Origin of the sequence: Candidatus Amarolinea aalborgensis (assembly GCF_900491745.1) — a bacterium.
GTDB lineage: Bacteria > Chloroflexota > Anaerolineae > SSC4 > Amarolineaceae > Amarolinea > Amarolinea aalborgensis.
This window is the reverse complement of record NZ_UETR01000018.1, coordinates 39,755-56,500: the sequence shown is the minus strand read 5'-3', so window position 1 is coordinate 56,500 and position 16,746 is coordinate 39,755. Positions and strand designations below refer to the sequence as shown.

Genomic DNA, 16,746 nt, shown 5'->3' with positions numbered 1-16,746 from the left:
AATCAACCTCCTGTCACATAAGACGTACATAAAATCTTAATGCGATTGTAGCATAAAGCGCGGCTTTGTGCAATCGAGTCGGCGGGATGGCGGGATCGCACAATCATCACGATTATGGGCATCGGTATAGTTGCTCTGTCCGCGCCAGCGCCATACAATCAGAGCCGACATGATGCTTATCATGGCGTATCGTTGGCGGGTTGAGTAAAATTGAGACAGTTTTTTACGCTTATTCTTTTGTCGTGCTGTGACCCTGACAGCGGTGAAAGAGTCCCGGAGGTCGCTGCAAATGCTGGTCGTTCACCTGGCATTGAAGCGGCTTTTTTGTTTCCGCACAGATTGGACACACAGGATTCCCACCGTGTTGATTTCGCTTTTCCACTCCCGCTTGCGTTCATCGAATAATCGAATCAATCGCTATGGAGAGGTCATGGAGGCCGATGATGACAGATACGAACAACACGGAGCAAGGGCGATTCGCGATCAAGATCATCGCGGTCGCGATCTCATGCCTGGCGGTGCTCCTGGTCACGGTAGGGCTCGCCCATGCGGGTGATGTACCTTCTGAGGCAACGCCGCACGATTTCTCCTGCAAGGAGGTGACCCAGATTCCGCTTGCCGATTGTCAGGCGCTCGTGGCTTTGTACAACAGCACCAACGGCGTGCAGTGGGGAAGTTCCTTGGGTTGGCTGCAGACGAACACTCCTTGCACCTGGGGCGGAGTAACCTGCGTCGAGGGGCGCGTTGGCTTGCTCGTCCTCGGAGGGAGAAACATACAAGGCGCCCTGCCGCCAGAATTGGGTGACCTGACCGGACTGTACGTACTCCGGTTGTATGGTACTGGACTCACTGGCAACATTCCAGCCACTTTGGGCAACTTGAAGAACCTCAACCGCCTGAGCTTAGCCAATAGTCACCTGAGCGGCTCGATCCCGCCAGAATTGGGCAACCTGGTGAATCTGCAGGAGCTTGCACTCTCCGAGAATCTGCTGAGCGGACCGATTCCGCCAACCCTGGGGAACCTGCCCAACCTGGAACTCCTTGCGATCGAGTTGTGCTTTATGAGCGGAGAGCTTCCCCCCGAACTGGGCAATCTGCACAATCTACATTCGCTCTTGCTCTATCGCAACCAGCTGCAAGGCGCCATTCCGGCCACATTCGGGAATCTGACCAACCTGGAATACCTCTCTCTAAACTCCAATCACTTGAGCGGACCGATCCCTCCGGAACTGGGTCAACTCACCAACGTTCATGACGTGATCCTGTCCAGCAATCATCTGAGCGGCTCGATTCCACCCGAACTGGCTAACATGAGCAGTCTGGGCGGACTCGAACTAAGCGACAATCAGTTGTCGGGCGAGGTTCCGGCTGAACTGATGCAGCCACCGTACCTGTCGCTCAGTGTGGACTACAACATGATGACGCCCACCGATCCAACGGTGATTGCGTGGCTCAACACGGTGGATCCAGGGTGGGAGTACACCCAGACGGTGCCGCCGAGCAATGTACAGGCCACCCTGGTCGCCAGCCAAAGCGTAACCCTGACCTGGACGCCGATTCCGCACCTGTGGTGGGAAGAAGGCTTTTATGAGGTCAATTATGCGACAGCGCCCGGCGGGCCTTATGTGGTGCATGGCACGACGCCTGACAGGGCGACCGACCATTATGCGGCCGCTGATCTGCCGCCCGCGAATCTCTATTGTTTCGTTGTGCGCACGTTCACGGCGCGGCCCATTTTCTATTTTGCCAACGAATGGTGGAGCGCCTACAGCCCCGAAGTCTGCGTGGGCGCGCCGACCGCGGTGCGCTTGCGCAGTTTTTCGGCCACGGCGACCTTCTTCGGTCGCTCTCTCTGCACACTCGGCCCCTGGCCAGTACCCTGCCAGTGAAAGTCCACCTTGATAAGCTTGACCTGCGGACTTTGGGATAAAAGCCTGCTATTTGGGATACTTTGGGTAATTTGACAGATAGAACAATCGTGCTACAATAGATACGAACACATTTTCTATTGCTAACCGTTATAGAAGCGCCCATCCAGCGGCGCCATGCGGGTCACAAGGAGGCACGATGAGTCTGTCCATCAATCTGTCACAACGTCAACAGCGTATCGTTGATTTCATTCACCATTACATCAGCGAATACAGCTACCCACCCACCATTCGGGAGATTGGCGAGGCCGCCGACATCAGTTCCACCTCCGTGGTGAAGTATAACCTGTCCAAGCTGGCTGAATTCGGCATTCTCGAACGCGACGCCAAGAGCTCGCGGGGCATTCGTCTGCGCCACGAGCCGGTGGATGTGCTCCTCAGCGCCACGGGCGTGCGCGTCCCGCTCTACGGCACGATCACCGCGGGCGCGCCCATCATGCGGCCCGACCTGGCGGAGGCGCCCGTAGTCACCGACACCATCGAGCTGACCCGCGACATCGTGCGCGAGCCGGAGAATGTCTATGCCCTGCGCGTACGCGGCGACTCGATGATTGACGCGCTCGTGCATGACGGCGACCTGGTCGTGCTGCGCAGCCAGCGCGTCGCGGAGAGCGGTGAAATGGTCGCGGCCTGGCTGCCAGAGCGCAGCGAAACCACGTTGAAGTATTTCTACCGCGAGGGCCGCAACGTACGCCTGCAGCCGGCCAATCCGGCCTACGCGCCGTTGATCTTCCCCGCGGACCAGGTGGAGATCCAGGGCAAGGTGATTGCCATCATCCGCCAATTGGACTAGGCCGATGGCGGCTTCTGTTTTCCTGGCCCTCGGCAGCAACCTGGGCGACCGCCGCGCCAACCTGGTGCAAGCCTTGCAGCGCCTCGGCCAGGCGGTGGCCATCGAAGCGCTCTCCTCGGTCTACGAAACGCCGCCCTGGGGCGTGACCGAGCAGCCAGCCTTTTACAACCTGGCGCTGCGCGGCGCGACCGCCTTGACGCCAGGCGCGCTGCTGGCCTTTGCCAAGCAGATCGAGCAGGGCATGGGACGCCAGCCGGCGGAACGCTACGGGCCGCGGCTGATTGACATTGACATCCTGCTGTACAATGACCTGGTGTACAACAACCTTGAGTACAACAACCTGGTGCACGACAGCGAGGCCCTGGTGTTGCCGCATCCGCGGCTACACGAACGGGCCTTCGTATTAGTACCGCTGGCCGAGATCGCGCCGCACGTCGTTCATCCTCTCCTCGGGGTCACGATAGACCATCTGCTTAGCCAGGTGAACCGTGACGCCATCATGGCGGTTGGCTCGATTGACCTCGCCGCCGAAGCGGCGCCCCTCAATCCCTTTGCCTGGCGGCCGGCGCAGGCTGCGCCTTTTGCCTGGGGCCGCCGCACCTACGTCATGGGCATCATCAATGCCACGCCCGACAGTTTTTCGGGCGATGGCCTGGCGCGCACAGATGCGGATGCGGCCGCCTGGATCGAAGCCGCGATCAGCCAGGGCGAACGCTTCTACGCGGAGGGCGCGGACATTCTCGATGTCGGCGGTGAAAGCACCCGCCCCGGCTCCAGCCCGGTGGACGCGCAGACTGAAATGCAGCGCATTCTGCCGGTGATTGAAGGCCTGGCTGCGCGCGTCCCGCTGCCGATCTCCGTGGATACCAGCAAAGCCGTGGTGGCCGCGGCGGCGCTGCAGGCCGGCGCACGCGTGGTGAACGATGTCTGGGGTTTGCGGCTCGATCCTGACCTGGCGGCCGTGATTGCACAGGCGCGCGTGCCCGTGGTGTTGATGCACAATCGCAGCCAGCCCAAAGACGCCAGCCAGGAAGCCCGCCTGGGCGGACGCTATGTCGGTGTGCAGTACAACGATCTCCTGGGCGACATTCAGCAGGAATTGGCGTTTTCGGTGGCGTTGGCGCGCCAGGCGGGGATTCGCGATGACCAGATCATCCTGGACCCTGGCATCGGCTTTGGCAAGACCCGCGAGCAGAATCTTGCGCTGCTCAACCGCACCGACGCCATCAAGGCGATGGGCTTTCCGGTGCTGGTGGGGCCGTCGCGCAAATCCTTCATTGGCTACACCCTCAACCTGCCGCCCGACCAGCGCGTCGAAGGCACGGCGGCCGCGGTGGCGGTCAGCATCGTGCGCGGCGCGGACATCGTGCGCGTGCACGACGTGCTGCCGATGGCGCGCGTGGCGCGTATGACCGATGCTATCGTGAGACCATTATGGTTGAGGCCTTCGCAAGGTTGACCCTGCGGCGACCAACCCTCGCAGGGATTCGTGGACATCAGTTAGACGGCGCGCGGCGACGTTGCGCGCCTCTGAGTTTGGCAGCTCGTCGCAGCCCTGCGAGGGGGACGGCCGCGCCATCCCCTTGCGAAGGCTGACTGCGCCAGACATCATCGGGCAAGCCGAAATCGGTCTCTCCGGCGCCAGCCCCTTACCCGGCGGGCCTTCGCAAGGTTGACCCTGCGGCGACCAACCCTCGCAGGGATTCGTGGACATCAGTTCGGTGGCGCGCGGCGGCGTTGCGCGCCTCTAAGTTTGGCAGCTCGTCGCAGCCCTGCGAGGGGGACGGCCGCGCCATCCCCTTACGAAGGCTGACTGCGCCAGACATCATCGGGCAAGCCGAAATCGGTCTCTCCGGCGCCAGCCCCTTACCCGGCGGGCCTTCGCAAGGTTGACCCTGCGGCGACCAACCCTCGCAGGGATTCGTGGACATCAGTTCGGCGGCGCGCGGCGGCGTTGCGCGCCTCTAAGTTTGGCAGCTCGTCGCAGCCCTGCGAGGGGGACGGCCGCGCCATCCCCTTGCGAGGGCTGACTGCGCCAGACATCATCGGGCAAACCGAAATCGGTCTCTCCAACGCCAGCCCCTTACCCGGCGGGCCTTCGCAAGGTTGGTTCTATGACAACCAACCCTCGCAGGGATTCGTGGACATCAGTTCGGCGGCCAGTGTCGCATGACCAGGTCACGCGTGCGTTGGATGCCGGCGGCCGGATCGCCATCGCCCTCGTATTCGATCACCAACGGCCCACGGTAGCCCGCCTGGCTGAGGATCGCCAGCTCCGTGCGGTAGTCAATCTGCGTCTCCTCGCCGTTGGCCGTAAACTGCCCGGCTTTGGCGTGCGCATGAATGGCGTAAGGCGCCAGCAGCTCGACGCCAGCCAGGCGCTGCGCCGGCGGAAAGTTGCCCAGGTCGAGGCAGACGCCCAGCCAGGGTGAATTGACCTCCTGCACCACGCGCAGCATCGCCGCCGGCTCCGTCGTCAGGCCCCAGTGATTCTCCAGCGCCAAGCGAATGCCCGCCGCCTGCGCCAGCTTGACCGCTTGACGCAGCCCATCAATCACCCGCTCCAGCACGCCAGGCGTGATCATGTCGTCCGACTTCTCGCGGCAGTCGCTGGTCACGCGCATGATCGGCGCGCCCAACGCGGCCGTCGTCGCCAGGCCGGCCGCCGCATAGGCCAGCGCAGCCGGCTGCTGGCGCGGCTGGCCCGTAAAATCACTGTTCAGGGTGAACGCCGCGCAGCGCACCGAGGCTTGGTCGCAGGCTGTCCGCAGGCGTTGCCGCGTGGACGCGCTGCCGACCCAGGAACGTTGAAAGGTGCGCCAGGCGTCGCGGCCGACCAGCGCGCCCCACAGGCGCCAGGGCAGGTAGCGCAGACGGCTGAAGCGCGGCGGCGGATAAAAGAGGTCATTCAGCTCCACCAGGTCGAACCCCAGGGCGGCCGCGGCCGCGGGGATGTCGTGCAAGGTCAGCCGGCCCGCGTAGAGCGCATCGTGGAAACACCAGGCTGAAACTCCAAGCGACGGCCGCATGGTTTACGCCGTCACCTGGACGCCGTGGCCCTCGACCACGCGGCCGATTTCCCAGGCCAACTGACCGAGCTGCGCGCAGGTCTCGTAGAAAACGTCCCGCTGCGCCAGCGGCACGGCCAGGAGTAAGCCGCCAGAGGTTTGGGGATCGTACAGAAGCGCTTCGTCGGCCTGGCTGAGCTCGGGCGGCGCGTGCACGCGCAGGCTGAAATAGCGGCGGTTGCTGTGCGTGCCGCCGGGCGCCATGCGCGCCTCCGCGTAACGGCGCGCGCCGGGCAGCAGAGGCAGCGCCGCCAGCGAAATCTGCAGCGCGCCAGCGCTGCCCTCAGCCATCTCGCTCGCATGACCGAGCAGCCCAAAGCCGGTAATATCGGTGGCGCAGCGCACGCCCGCGGCCTGGCCGGCGCGCATTGCATTGCGATTGAGGATCAACATGCTGGCGACGGCCGTCTCCACATCGTCGGCGTCTGCTTGTTCACGCTTGAGCGCCGTGCTGATCAACCCAGTGCCCAACGGCTTGGTGAGCACCAACACATCTCCCACCTGCGCGCCGGTCTTGCGGAAAATGCGATCCGGGTGTGCTTCGCCGATCACAGCCAGGCCATAGACCGGCTCGGGATTCTTGATCGTGTGCCCGCCCACGATGAGGGAACCGGCGCTGCGCACCTTCTCCGCGCCGCCCAGCAGGATCTGCGCGATCACCTCCGCGGGCAGACTTTCAGGAAAAGCGGCGATATTCAAGGCAAACAGGACCTCGCCGCCCATGGCGTAGACATCGCTCATGGCGTTGGTCGCGGCAATCGCGCCAAAGGTGTACGGGTCATCCACAATCGGCGTAAAGAAATCAGTCGTCGCAATCAGCGCCCGTTCGGCGCTGAGTTGATAGACAACCGCGTCATCGGGCGCGTTGAGTCCAACCAGCACGGCGGGGTGCTGCTGGGGTGGAAAGAGGGGTTCGAGCTGACGCAGAACCTGCGCCAGGGCCTCAGGCGCCAGTTTCGACGCTCAGCCCGCGCAACTGGCCAGGCTGGTCAGGCGCACACGGCCGCGCAGGTCGTCGGTTGCCATCGTTGAGAACTCCAATCTGCAGAATGTTGGCGCATTATAGTCGAAGAGCGGCCCCTTAGCAAGCGTGTGCAAACAATTCACCCTTAATCATTTGACAGTCACGCCAGAAGACGGGTATAATGCACGCCATGACACGGGAGAGGAGCGTCTTTCTTCCTCGCCCGTTTTCTGCTGTCATAAACTGGAACCAAGTTCAGGCTGCCGCTCTCGTAACGGCCGTTGAACGGAATTATCTCTTGAGTAGGAGTTTCTGATGCCTAAGCGAACGTGGCAACCCAAAGTCAAGCGGCGCCTGCGCGTGCACGGTTTCCGCAAGCGAATGCAGACCACCGATGGTCGCAATGTAATCAAGGCGCGGCGCCTGAAGGGCCGCAAGCTGTTATCGGTTGCGCTGACCTGGCGCAAGATGCCGCCGAAGTAAGCGTTAAGCTGTTCTGTTGTCGGTCCAGCGTCGCTACCGGCTGCGCCAGCCGGAGCGCTTCCGCCAAGTGCGCAGCGCAGGAAAATCATGGGCCAGTCCACTGCTCGTGCTCTGCGCGTTGCCAAACGGACTAGATCATAACCGTTTTGGTTTCTCGGTCAGCCGTCGGTTGGGCGGCGCAGTGCGTCGCAACCTGGTGCGACGGCGTCTGCGTGAAATCATTCGCTTGCAGAGAGCGGATATTGAGCCGGGGTGGGATGTGGTCATGATTGCCCGCCCACTCGCGGCCCAGGCCGATTTCTTGACCTTGAAGGCGGCCTGTCTGGCGCTGCTCAAACGTGCACAGTTGTTAGGATCGTAGGTTTGATCGTTACGCATGGCTAAGGCTCTCACGCTGCAATTGATTCGGCTTTATCAGCGCTTCATTTCACCGGCGCTGCCACCTAGTTGTCGTTTCACCCCAACCTGCTCCCATTACACCTACGAAGCCATCGAACGGTACGGCGTAGTCAAGGGCGGCTGGTTAGGCGTCAAGCGCATCGCGCGCTGCCACCCCCTGAACGCAGGTGGCTATGACCCTGTGCCGTAAGGATAGGTTGTGTTACTAAAAGGAACCAAGATGCGCAAACTACGCACGGTTGGCCTCATTCTTCTCCTGGTGGCGCTGCTGCTGCTGCTCACCAGCTGCGGCGCGCCAACCTCGACTGACCCCAATGCCCCACCCAGCGGCTGGTGGCAAACGTTCATCGTTTTCCCGTTAGCCGCGGCCCTGTCGTGGATGCACAAGGTTCTCGAGTCCATCGGTCTGCCCTACAGCTACGGTTTTGCGATCATCCTCTTTACCATTCTGATCAAGATCGTAACCCTGCCGCTGACCATGGCGCAGCTGCGCTCCATGCGCACGATGCAGCATCTGCAGCCGCGCATGCAAGAATTGCAGAAAAAGCACGGCAAGGATCGTGAGGCGCTCTCCAAGGCCCAGATGGAGATGTACAAGGAAGCTGGCTACAATCCAGCCAGCGGCTGTTTACCTCTCCTCATCCAGATGCCCATTCTGTTCGGTCTCTACCAGGCGCTCTATCACTTGACCAACATCGGCGAGCTGGTCAAGCAACCCTTTTTCTGGATTCCAGACCTGGCTTATCCGAAGCAGACGGAAGGGTTGCAGTGGATCTCGAAGGCATTTACCGCCGGCCAATATGGCACGTTGATTGGCTATCTGATCCTGCCCGTCTTGTTGGTGGTGACACAGATCATGCTGCAAAAAATGTCGCAGCCGGCCGTCGCCTCCAAAGCCGATCAGGATCCGCAGCAAGCGACCATGCAGCAGACCATGACCTTCATGCCCCTGGTGTTCGGTTTTGTGTTCATCTCCCTGCCCGCAGGTCTGTCGCTCTACTACGTGGTGAGCAATGTCCTCAGCATGATTCAACAGTATTTTGTCACCGGCTGGGGATCACTGAAGATACCTGGGATCAATCTCAACAACATGGCGCCGGCCATCAGCGCGCCGACCGAAGCGCCAGCGCCCAGCAATACCACTGTCGCCGCTACGCGCGAGACCGAAGTCGGAGCCGCGAAAGCGCGACGTCGCATCAAGAAGAGGAAGTAGTTGGCTATGGCTACCCCACAAGAAAGCATTGAAGTTCGCGCCAAGACGGTTGATGCCGCTATCCGTGATGGCCTGCGTCGCCTCAATCTTGCGCGTGAGCAGGTGGATGTGGAAGTGCTGTCTGAAGGCAGCCGCGGCATCCTCGGATTTGGGGCCGAAGACGCACGCGTACGCTTGACGCCGCGCGTCACCAGTCCAAGCCCCGCGCCGCCGCGGTCCGCACGGCCAGAACCGCCCATGGAACCAAAGCCGGTCAGCCCACCGCGGCCCACACGCTGGGAAGCGCCCGCCGAACCCAAGCCGGTCAGTGCGCCGCCGCGGCCGGTGAAACCAGAGCCGCCCATCACGGCGCCGGTTGAACCAGCTCGGCCAGCCGTGGCCGCGGCGCCTGTCCCCACGGCCGACCAGCCAGCGGCGGATGTGGAGCCGTCGCTCGCGCCCAAGCCCAAAGCGGAAAAAGCGGCTGTCAGCGATAGCGTCCTGGTGGAAACGGCCTCGGAGATCTTGGGCAACCTGTTGAACCAGATGGGCATCAACGCAACGGTGCGCGGACACGCCTCCGTATCGGACATGCCGGGTCGTGATGACGAGCCAACCCTGGTGTTGGACATCGTGGGCAATGACCTGGGCATCCTGATTGGCCGGCGCGGCGAAACCTTGAACGCGCTGCAATACTTGACCCGCTTGATGCTCAATCACCGCCTGCATCGTTGGACCAATGTCGTGGTAGATGTGGAAGAGTACAAGAATCGGCGCGAGCGCACGCTGCAGCAGTTAGCCACGCGCACCGCCGAACGCGTCGCCGCCACCGGCCGTACCCTGGCCCTGGAGCCAATGCCCGCGCGTGAGCGCCGCATTATCCACATGACCCTGCGTGACCATCCTGAGGTTCATACCGAAAGCGTGGGCGAAGGCGAAAGCCGCAAAGTGACGATTATTCCGAACACGGCCCATTAGCGCCGCGACGGGAGCCTGGTTTCTGTAGGAAATCGGGTTCACAGTGTCGAGAGACCCGGTTTCTGTGAGAAACCGGGTTTCTTTTGGTTTCGCGCCGCCTATGCTACAATCAAGCCAGTCAAGGCTCGATTGCGCTGGGCGATGCAGGGTTCTATGCCGAATTTCTTGGTCATTGGTCACATCACGCGCGACATTTTGCTCAGTGGTGGTTTTGCGCAAGGCGGCACCGCCACCTACGCGGCCATCACGGCCGCGCGCCTGGGTGCGCACGCCGCCATTCTGACGCGCGCCGCCTCCGATTTTCCCTTGACGCCTGACCTGGACGGCATTGCGGTGGAACGGCTGCCCGCGACTGCCACCACCACATTCGAAAATCGTTACCACAACGGGCATCGCCGGCAAACGGTGCATAGCGTGGCCCCGATCATCCGCGTGGCGGACGTGCCCGCGCCCTGGCGCCAGACGCCTATCGTCCTGCTGGGGCCGGTTGCGCAGGAAGTTGACCCCGGCCTGACCGCAGCCTTTCCCGACAGCCTGGTGGGCGTTGTGCCGCAGGGCTGGATGCGCCGTTGGGATGCGCACGGCCATGTCAGCCGCCAGCCCTGGGCTAACGCCGCCGCGGTGTTGACCGGCGCCCGCGCGCTGATCTTGAGCGACGAAGACCTGGGCCATGATCCCGCGGCGCTGGCTCACTACCAACGCCTATGCCCAGTGGTGGTGCTGACCCTGGGCCCGCGCGGCTGCCAGGTCTGGCAGGGCAACCAGATGACTGCCGTGCCGCCGCGACCGTCGGTCGAGGTAGACCCGACCGGCGCAGGCGATGTCTTTGCCGCCGCGTTCCTGATTCGCCTGGCCGCCACCGGCGACCCGGTGCAGGCCGCCCATTTCGCCAATGTCACCGCCTCGTTTTCGGTCGAAGGGCAGGCCACCGACGCCATTCCCAGCCTGGCGCAGGTCGAAGCCTGGCTGGCGCAGCACCCCCCGGAGGCGCAGAGTTCCCTGTGACGCGTATTCTTGCCTTTGCCAATCAAAAAGGAGGCGTGGGTAAAACCACCACCGCCGTCAACCTCGCGGCCTACCTGGCGCAGGCGTCCAAGCGCGTGCTCCTGGTGGACTGCGACCCGCAAGCCAACGCCACCAGCCATATCGGCGTCAACCCGCAGCATGCCATCTACGGCCTGTACGATGTGCTGATTGACCAGATGCCGCTCACCAAAGTCGTCTCCCTGACTTACCGCGTCGGGCTTGACCTGGTGCCGTCTGCGCCGCGGCTGGCCGGTGCGGAAGTTGAAATGGTGGGGATGCTGGCGCGCGAGCATGTCCTGCGCCGCGCGCTGGAGCTGGCCGCCTCAGGCTACGATTATGTCCTCCTCGACTGCCCGCCCAGCCTGGGCCTGCTGACGATCAACGCGCTGACCGCCGCCGGCGGCGTCATCATCCCCATTCAGTGCGAATACTTTGCGTTGGAAGGGCTGGCGCATCTGCTGGCGACGATTGACCTGGTACATAAGAGCCTCAATCCGGCGCTGACCGTGCAGGGACTGGTGTTGACCATGTTCGACGGCCGCACCAACCTGGCCCAGCAAGTGGTGAACGAAATTCGCAAGAATGCGCCTGCGTTCGTCTTTGATACCCTCATCCCGCGCAATGTGCGCCTGAGCGAAGCGCCCAGTTTTGGCGAAGCGATATTGACCTACGCGCCCCGTTCGCCCGGCGCCATGGCCTATGAGGCGCTGACGCAAGAGCTGCTGAAGCAAGAAACGTCACCGAGAGGCAGGCACATGCCATGAGCAACATCAAACGCGGCCTGGGTCGCGGTTTAGGCGCCTTGATCCCCAGCGCGCCCCCGCCCGCGCCGGAAATCAGCCAGGCGTTCGTAGAGCTGGACATTGCCGACATCGCCCCTAACCCACGCCAGCCGCGCCAGAGCTTCGACAGCGAGGCCTTGCAGGAGCTGGCCGCTTCGATTCATGAGCACGGCCTGATTCAACCGCTCATCGTGACGCGCGCCGCGGGCGCGGCCGCGGGCGGCCCGGCCTATTTTCTGATCGCCGGCGAGCGGCGCTGGCGCGCCGCGCGCCTGGCCGGCCTGAGCCAGGTCCCGGCCATCGTCAAAGAGGCCAGCGATCAAGCCGTGCTGGAAATGGCGCTCGTGGAAAACGTGCAGCGGGCCGATCTCAACCCGCTGGAAGAAGCCGCCGCCTACAGCATGCTCATCGAGGAGTTTGGCCTGACGCAGGCGCAGGTCGCGACGCGCGTGGGCAAAGCGCGGGTCACCGTGACCAACCTCCTGCGTCTGCTGCGCTTGAGCGAGCCGGTTAAAGAAGCGCTGATGACCGGCGAGTTGTCGGAGGCGCAGGCGCGGCCGCTGGTCGGCCTGGATGACGATTTGCAGGCCGAAGCGCTGGCGATCATCCGTCACCGCCACCTGACGGCGCGCCAGGTCGAAGAGCTGGTGCACCGCCTGACCCTGGCGGCTGCGCCAGAGGCGGCCGCCGCGGGCGAGCCTGATCCGCAGGCGCTGCACGTGCAGGCCCTGGAGAGCAGCCTGCGCGAACGCCTCGGCACCAAGGTCGAGATCAGCCGCGGCGTGCGCGGACGCGGCCGCCTGGTGATCCATTTCTACTCTGATGAAGAACTGCAGGCTGTGATTGACGCCATCGGTGGCGGCGAGTAAATCACCCCGCCTGCCACTCCGGACAAGCCAGACCCAAATGACTCACACCAAGACACAAAGGCACGGAGACGCAAACCGATTCTTTCGTGTCTCTGCGGCTTTGTGTGAGAATATCTTACGCGCTGTACCAGAATTTCAGCACCAAGACACGAACACGCAAACCACAAGGTAAGCCGCCATGCACCCAACCATGCTCCTGACCAATGCCCGCATTTACACGCAAGATGCGGATCGCCCCACCGCGCGCGCGGTCGCGCTGGCCGGCAACCGCATCCTGGCCGTGGGCGATGATTTGAGTCACCTGGCCGGCCCCGACACGCAGACGCACGACCTGGGCGGCCGCACGCTGCTGCCTGGATTCATTGATGCCCACATTCACTTTGTCGGCTGGGCCTTGCAGCGGCGCTGGGTGGACCTGACCGGCGCGCCGAGCGCGGCCGAAGCCCTGGCCGTCATTGCGCAGAAGGCCGGCCAAACCGCGCCGGGCCGTTGGCTGCGCGGCGGCGGTTGGGACGCCAACGTCTGGCCGGAGGGCATGCCCACGCGGCAGATGCTCGACCAGGTTGCGCCCCGGCGCCCCGTGGCCCTGGACAGCAAAGACTGGCATTCGGTGTGGGTCAACAGCCTGGCGCTGGCGCGGGCCGGCATCACGGCCTCCACGCCCGACCCTGGCGATGGCGTGATCGAGCGCGACCCGCAGACGGGCGAACCGACCGGCATCCTGCGCGAGAACGCGGTCAAACTGCTGGACGACGTCGTTGCGCAGCCTGGCCTGGACGAGAGCGGCGCAGCCGCCCTGGAGGGCATCCACCTGGCCTGGGCCAACGGCCTGACCGGCATCCACGAGGCGAGCGACACCGCGGAGATGCTGGCCTTTCGCACCTACCAGGCGCTCCTGCGCCGCGGCGAGTTGGGGCTGCGCGTCAACCAGACCATTCCCCGCGTCCGCCGCCAGGCCGCGATTGATTTGGGCCTGCAGAGCGGCTTCGGCAGCGAGTGGCTGCGCGTGGGCAGCGTCAAATTCTTCGCGGATGGCGCGCTCGGCTCACAGACGGCGTGGATGTTGGAGCCGTATCGCGGGCGGCCAGACTGGCGCGGCGTCTGCACGCTGGACCCGGAGGAGTTTACCGAAGAGGCGCTGGCGTGCAGCGCGGCTGGCCTGAGCGTGATGATCCACGCCATCGGCGACCGCGCCAACCGCGAGGTGCTGGATGCGTTGGCGGTCGTGCGCGGCGCGGAGCCGGAATGGCAGACCGGCCAGGCATTGCCGGCGCGGCCGTGGCCGCCGCTGCGCCACCGCGTCGAGCACGTGCAGATCATCCATGCGGACGACGCGCCGCGCCTCGCGCGGTTGGGCCTCATCGCCTCCATGCAGCCAATCCACGCGACGAGCGATATGCTCAACGCCGACCGCCTGTGGGGTGAACCGCGCGTGCGCGGCGCGTACGCCTGGCGCACGCTGCTCGACACCGGTGTGACCCTCGCCTTCGGCTCCGACGCGCCGATCGAAGCGCCGGACGTGCTCGCCGGCATCCACGCCGCAGTGACGCGGCGTCGCGGCGACGGCGCGTCCGGCCCGGCCGGCTGGCAGCCGCAGGAGCGAATCAGCGTTGCGGAGGCCGTGCGCGCCTACACCCTGGGCGCGGCCTTTGCCAGCGGCGAAGAAGCAAGCAAGGGTTCCATCACCCCCGGCAAACTGGCCGACCTGGTGGTGCTCGACCGCGACATCTTCACGTGCCCGGCTGAGGAGATTCTGCAGACGCAGGTAATAGCGACAGTGCTAGATGGGAAGGTGGTGTACGGAGAGCTATCGGCGTAACGGTTACGCTATACCAAACACCTTACGAAGGCGCGCGTTCACCTGAGCCTGCATGGCAGGCGATAAGACACCCAACTCGCGTTGCAGCAGGGAAGTTGTGGCTGTCATCAAACGGTGTAACTGAAGGGTGGATGAAACCTGGAGTCCCGTTGCTCTGAAGTCCGACCTACGCGCGTCAATAACCAAATCGGTTTCCAGGAGTTTGTCTGGAATTCGGCTCGTGACAAAAGCCAGGATCACGTGTCTATGCGGCCCAATGGGATCGGTGAGACAAACGGCAGGGCGGACCTTGCTGCTGGAAAGGTCATCGAAAGGAAACGGGACGAGAACGACTTTATGCTTCGTCACGGAATGGCTTCCCATCGCTCAAAGAGTAGATATCTTCCTCCGCATCTTTGAGAAACGCAAACGCAGGATTGCGGGCTGCGGCAGCCAACCACTCGGTTTCTTCCCACTCGTCTGTGGGGGAATAGAGCACAATCACCCGCACCCGCTTGGGGCCGAAGATGGGCAGCAGCTCATCCAGTTGCAGTTGACGGCGCTCGTTCACAGTTCCGGTCAATTCGATCGCCGTCATCGTGGCTTCCATGGTGACACCTCCTCAAGCAGCGAATCTTGTCCAGCGCCCATTATACACGAGGTTTCAATTTATGGCGAGACCCCCGCAGAGATTGAGACTCTGGCGCCTGAAAGGGGCGCCGCGTATTCTCGTAGACTTGGCGCTACACCATAACCCAAACAAGGCCACCGGCTTTACCCGCGCTAGACAACGAATACCGCCGGTCGTACATTAGCCGAATGCCATGGCTTCTGAGTACAGCCGAACCGTGGACGCGCGACCGGACGCTGCGCAACCTCATCGGCCGGAGGAGGACATCGAACATTCAGATCATCAGGGATCAATGACGTTGAGACCGCACCAGGCCCAGCTCGCATCCCACAAACGCCGCGCTTTTTGTTCGTCGTAAGATTCCTCGCTTGAACGTCTCTCCTTGCCATCCACGATGAACTTGCCGCCGACGCCTTCCAGGCCAGGATCGGTGGCCGCGATCATATACGACGTGGAAGCCTGCTCCAGCGAACGTGCAAAGGGCATGCGCGCCAGGATCTGCTTGTACAGGAAGCGCTCGACCGGCGACGTCCGGCGGTCGGCGATGGCCTCCGGCACGAAGCCTGGACACACCGCGTTCGAGGTGACGCCTGTACCGGTCAGCCGGCGCTGCAGCTCATACGTGAACCACATGTTTGCCAGCTTCGAGTTCCGGTAAAAGACATTGGCGTCGTAGTATTTCTCCCCTTTCAAGTTGTCGTAATCGAAATCCGGCGGCTTGCCGCCCGCGTATTGAGGGTTGTGCAACTGCGAGGATACCGTGATCACGCGCGCCGGGGCCGACCGCGTCAGGTTATCGAGCAGGAGATTGGTGAACAGAAAGTGTCCGAGATGATTCGTGCCAAACGTCATCTCGAACCCGTCGGCCGTGAACCTGGCTTGCTTGCCGGGGATTGATCCGCCCGCGTTGTTGATCAAGACGTGCAGCGGATAGCCTTTGGCCTGAAAGGCGACCGCGCACTGCCGCACCGATGCGAATGACGCCAGGTCAAGCGGGATGGACTCGACGCGGGCGTCCGGTTGACGCGCCCGAATCCGTGCGATGGCCTGCGCGCTGGTCTGTTGGTTGCGCGAGGCCATGATGACATGAAAGCCATGCGCCGCCAGCTTGGTAGCGGTGGCAAATCCAATGCCGCTATTCCCGCCTGTGATCATGGCGACGCGTGGTGAGTCTACTGACATAAGGTAAGTTTCCTTTCGATGTTGTCCGGGTTGCCGCGGGCGACCACCCGATGCCTGCCCCACTGGTCAGCGCATGGCTTACCAGGGCGGCTGCGGAGATGGTCATGGTTGCACTCCGCGCCATCCGAGTATACCCTTGTGCGCCAATTGTGGGAAATTGCGCATGGTGATGCGGAACCCGCAGCGCGGGCTGGCCCTGTCGGCGGCGCGGGTGCATTTCAGTTTGGGGGCAATCGCTGAGCCGTTGGCGTAAGCTCAGATCGCTTCCCGCCAGGATTGAAATGCAATCGTCCCGTAGGGACGCCTTGACTTGAGACCGATGACACCCCCCGCGCCGTCGTCCCGTAGGGACGATTGAATGAGGGCGCCCCGGCTAAGGTCAGGCGTCCCTACGGGACAAGCCCATTCCTTACGAAGGTAGCGGCGCCACTCACGATGCCGCGTTTAGGATCATGGCCTGAGGATCGAGCGCAGAGGTTCCTGTTTCGCCCGGTCAGGTTCGCCCTGGGCCCCCCAAAAAGGTTGTGTGGTTTCAGTTTGGGGGCGCAGCCCACGAAGGCTGGGCTTTGCAGGGGTTGCAGCGATTTCAATCGCCCGACGCGCCCCCAGTTTGAAATGCACCCGGCGGCGCGGCGGCGCGGCTACGTTGACAG

Annotated in this window: 18 protein-coding genes; 12 read left to right on the top strand and 6 right to left on the bottom strand. The window is 63.1% G+C overall.

Going from position 1 to position 16,746, the window contains the following annotated elements; genetic code table 11:
- The first annotated feature begins 440 nt into the window (after positions 1-440).
- The 3 genes from ACPQ6D_RS17765 to folP all read left to right on the top strand — a co-directional run bounded on the left by ACPQ6D_RS17765 (position 441) and on the right by folP (position 4,180).
- Complete coding sequence (locus tag ACPQ6D_RS17765) at positions 441-1,889, top strand: hypothetical protein (protein WP_423225691.1); 1,449 nt, start codon at positions 441-443, stop codon at positions 1,887-1,889.
- Between the two features lie 178 nt (positions 1,890-2,067).
- Complete coding sequence (gene lexA / locus ACPQ6D_RS17760; RefSeq protein WP_423225690.1) at positions 2,068-2,721, top strand: transcriptional repressor LexA; 654 nt, start codon at positions 2,068-2,070, stop codon at positions 2,719-2,721.
- 4 nt (positions 2,722-2,725) lie between these two features.
- Positions 2,726-4,180 (top strand): dihydropteroate synthase, encoded by a 1,455-nt coding sequence (gene folP / locus ACPQ6D_RS17755; protein WP_423225689.1) that lies wholly within the window; start codon positions 2,726-2,728, stop codon positions 4,178-4,180.
- A gap of 688 nt (positions 4,181-4,868) precedes the next feature.
- On the opposite strand, the gene ACPQ6D_RS17750 is transcribed toward folP, so the two are convergent.
- Genes ACPQ6D_RS17750 through ACPQ6D_RS17740 form a run of 3 tightly spaced genes read right to left on the bottom strand, consistent with a single transcriptional unit; the run spans position 4,869 to position 6,887 of the window.
- Positions 4,869-5,750: a sugar phosphate isomerase/epimerase family protein gene (locus ACPQ6D_RS17750; protein WP_423225688.1), complete on the bottom strand. Its 882-nt coding sequence runs from the start codon at positions 5,748-5,750 to the stop codon at positions 4,869-4,871.
- 3 nt (positions 5,751-5,753) lie between these two features.
- Complete coding sequence (gene selD / locus ACPQ6D_RS17745; RefSeq protein WP_423225705.1) at positions 5,754-6,773, bottom strand: selenide, water dikinase SelD; 1,020 nt, start codon at positions 6,771-6,773, stop codon at positions 5,754-5,756.
- A complete protein-coding gene (locus ACPQ6D_RS17740; protein WP_423225707.1) occupies positions 6,753-6,887 on the bottom strand; it encodes a hypothetical protein in 135 nt (44 codons plus the stop codon). The genes selD and ACPQ6D_RS17740 overlap by 21 nt, the downstream gene beginning before the upstream one ends.
- Before the next feature lie 181 nt (positions 6,888-7,068).
- On the opposite strand from ACPQ6D_RS17740, the gene rpmH reads away from it, so the two are divergent.
- The 9 genes from rpmH (at position 7,069) to ACPQ6D_RS17695 (ending at position 14,301) form a co-directional block, all read left to right on the top strand.
- Entirely contained in the window at positions 7,069-7,236 is a 168-nt protein-coding gene (rpmH, locus tag ACPQ6D_RS17735) for a 50S ribosomal protein L34 (protein ID WP_423225687.1), read from the top strand.
- Between the two features lie 16 nt (positions 7,237-7,252).
- Positions 7,253-7,597 carry a ribonuclease P protein component gene (rnpA, locus tag ACPQ6D_RS17730; RefSeq protein ID WP_423225686.1) on the top strand — a complete coding sequence of 115 codons (345 nt, stop codon included), beginning with the start codon at positions 7,253-7,255 and terminating at the stop codon, positions 7,595-7,597.
- Positions 7,598-7,612: 15 nt separating this feature from the next.
- On the top strand, positions 7,613-7,825 hold the full coding sequence (gene yidD, locus ACPQ6D_RS17725; RefSeq protein WP_423225685.1) for a membrane protein insertion efficiency factor YidD: 213 nt from the start codon (positions 7,613-7,615) through the stop codon (positions 7,823-7,825).
- A gap of 30 nt (positions 7,826-7,855) precedes the next feature.
- Positions 7,856-8,848: a YidC/Oxa1 family membrane protein insertase gene (locus tag ACPQ6D_RS17720; protein ID WP_423225684.1), complete on the top strand. Its 993-nt coding sequence runs from the start codon at positions 7,856-7,858 to the stop codon at positions 8,846-8,848.
- Positions 8,849-8,854: 6 nt separating this feature from the next.
- Entirely contained in the window at positions 8,855-9,805 is a 951-nt protein-coding gene (gene jag / locus ACPQ6D_RS17715; RefSeq protein ID WP_423225683.1) for an RNA-binding cell elongation regulator Jag/EloR, read from the top strand.
- A 153-nt stretch (positions 9,806-9,958) separates the two neighbouring features.
- Complete coding sequence (locus ACPQ6D_RS17710; RefSeq protein WP_423225682.1) at positions 9,959-10,810, top strand: PfkB family carbohydrate kinase; 852 nt, start codon at positions 9,959-9,961, stop codon at positions 10,808-10,810.
- Positions 10,807-11,595, top strand: a complete 789-nt coding sequence (locus ACPQ6D_RS17705) for a ParA family protein (protein ID WP_423225681.1) — start codon at positions 10,807-10,809, stop codon at positions 11,593-11,595. The genes ACPQ6D_RS17710 and ACPQ6D_RS17705 overlap by 4 nt, the downstream gene beginning before the upstream one ends.
- Positions 11,592-12,482 (top strand): ParB/RepB/Spo0J family partition protein, encoded by an 891-nt coding sequence (locus ACPQ6D_RS17700; RefSeq protein ID WP_423225680.1) that lies wholly within the window; start codon positions 11,592-11,594, stop codon positions 12,480-12,482. The genes ACPQ6D_RS17705 and ACPQ6D_RS17700 overlap by 4 nt, the downstream gene beginning before the upstream one ends.
- A gap of 178 nt (positions 12,483-12,660) precedes the next feature.
- Entirely contained in the window at positions 12,661-14,301 is a 1,641-nt protein-coding gene (locus ACPQ6D_RS17695) for an amidohydrolase (protein ID WP_423225679.1), read from the top strand.
- Positions 14,302-14,304: 3 nt separating this feature from the next.
- On the opposite strand, the gene ACPQ6D_RS17690 is transcribed toward ACPQ6D_RS17695, so the two are convergent.
- From ACPQ6D_RS17690 to ACPQ6D_RS17680, 3 genes are all read right to left on the bottom strand, one after another.
- Positions 14,305-14,664 carry a type II toxin-antitoxin system PemK/MazF family toxin gene (locus ACPQ6D_RS17690; RefSeq protein ID WP_423225678.1) on the bottom strand — a complete coding sequence of 120 codons (360 nt, stop codon included), beginning with the start codon at positions 14,662-14,664 and terminating at the stop codon, positions 14,305-14,307.
- Positions 14,636-14,890, bottom strand: a complete 255-nt coding sequence (locus tag ACPQ6D_RS17685; RefSeq protein ID WP_423225677.1) for a hypothetical protein — start codon at positions 14,888-14,890, stop codon at positions 14,636-14,638. The genes ACPQ6D_RS17690 and ACPQ6D_RS17685 overlap by 29 nt, the downstream gene beginning before the upstream one ends.
- A 303-nt stretch (positions 14,891-15,193) precedes the next feature.
- Positions 15,194-16,093, bottom strand: a complete 900-nt coding sequence (locus ACPQ6D_RS17680; RefSeq protein WP_423225676.1) for an SDR family oxidoreductase — start codon at positions 16,091-16,093, stop codon at positions 15,194-15,196.
- Between the last annotated feature and the right edge of the window lie 653 nt (positions 16,094-16,746).

Bases quoted from the DNA above. Each gene is read 5' to 3' on its own strand.
- ACPQ6D_RS17765 (WP_423225691.1), top strand. From the start codon at position 441: ATGATGACAGATACGAACAACACGGAGCAAGGGCGATTCGCGATCAAG.
- lexA (WP_423225690.1), top strand. From the start codon at position 2,068: ATGAGTCTGTCCATCAATCTGTCACAACGTCAACAGCGTATCGTTGAT.
- folP (WP_423225689.1), top strand. From the start codon at position 2,726: ATGGCGGCTTCTGTTTTCCTGGCCCTCGGCAGCAACCTGGGCGACCGC.
- ACPQ6D_RS17750 (WP_423225688.1), bottom strand. From the start codon at position 5,750: ATGCGGCCGTCGCTTGGAGTTTCAGCCTGGTGTTTCCACGATGCGCTC.
- rpmH (WP_423225687.1), top strand. From the start codon at position 7,069: ATGCCTAAGCGAACGTGGCAACCCAAAGTCAAGCGGCGCCTGCGCGTG.
- yidD (WP_423225685.1), top strand. From the start codon at position 7,613: ATGGCTAAGGCTCTCACGCTGCAATTGATTCGGCTTTATCAGCGCTTC.
- ACPQ6D_RS17720 (WP_423225684.1), top strand. From the start codon at position 7,856: ATGCGCAAACTACGCACGGTTGGCCTCATTCTTCTCCTGGTGGCGCTG.
- jag (WP_423225683.1), top strand. From the start codon at position 8,855: ATGGCTACCCCACAAGAAAGCATTGAAGTTCGCGCCAAGACGGTTGAT.
- ACPQ6D_RS17710 (WP_423225682.1), top strand. From the start codon at position 9,959: ATGCCGAATTTCTTGGTCATTGGTCACATCACGCGCGACATTTTGCTC.
- ACPQ6D_RS17700 (WP_423225680.1), top strand. From the start codon at position 11,592: ATGAGCAACATCAAACGCGGCCTGGGTCGCGGTTTAGGCGCCTTGATC.
- ACPQ6D_RS17695 (WP_423225679.1), top strand. From the start codon at position 12,661: ATGCACCCAACCATGCTCCTGACCAATGCCCGCATTTACACGCAAGAT.
- ACPQ6D_RS17690 (WP_423225678.1), bottom strand. From the start codon at position 14,664: ATGGGAAGCCATTCCGTGACGAAGCATAAAGTCGTTCTCGTCCCGTTT.
- ACPQ6D_RS17685 (WP_423225677.1), bottom strand. From the start codon at position 14,890: ATGGAAGCCACGATGACGGCGATCGAATTGACCGGAACTGTGAACGAG.
- ACPQ6D_RS17680 (WP_423225676.1), bottom strand. From the start codon at position 16,093: ATGTCAGTAGACTCACCACGCGTCGCCATGATCACAGGCGGGAATAGC.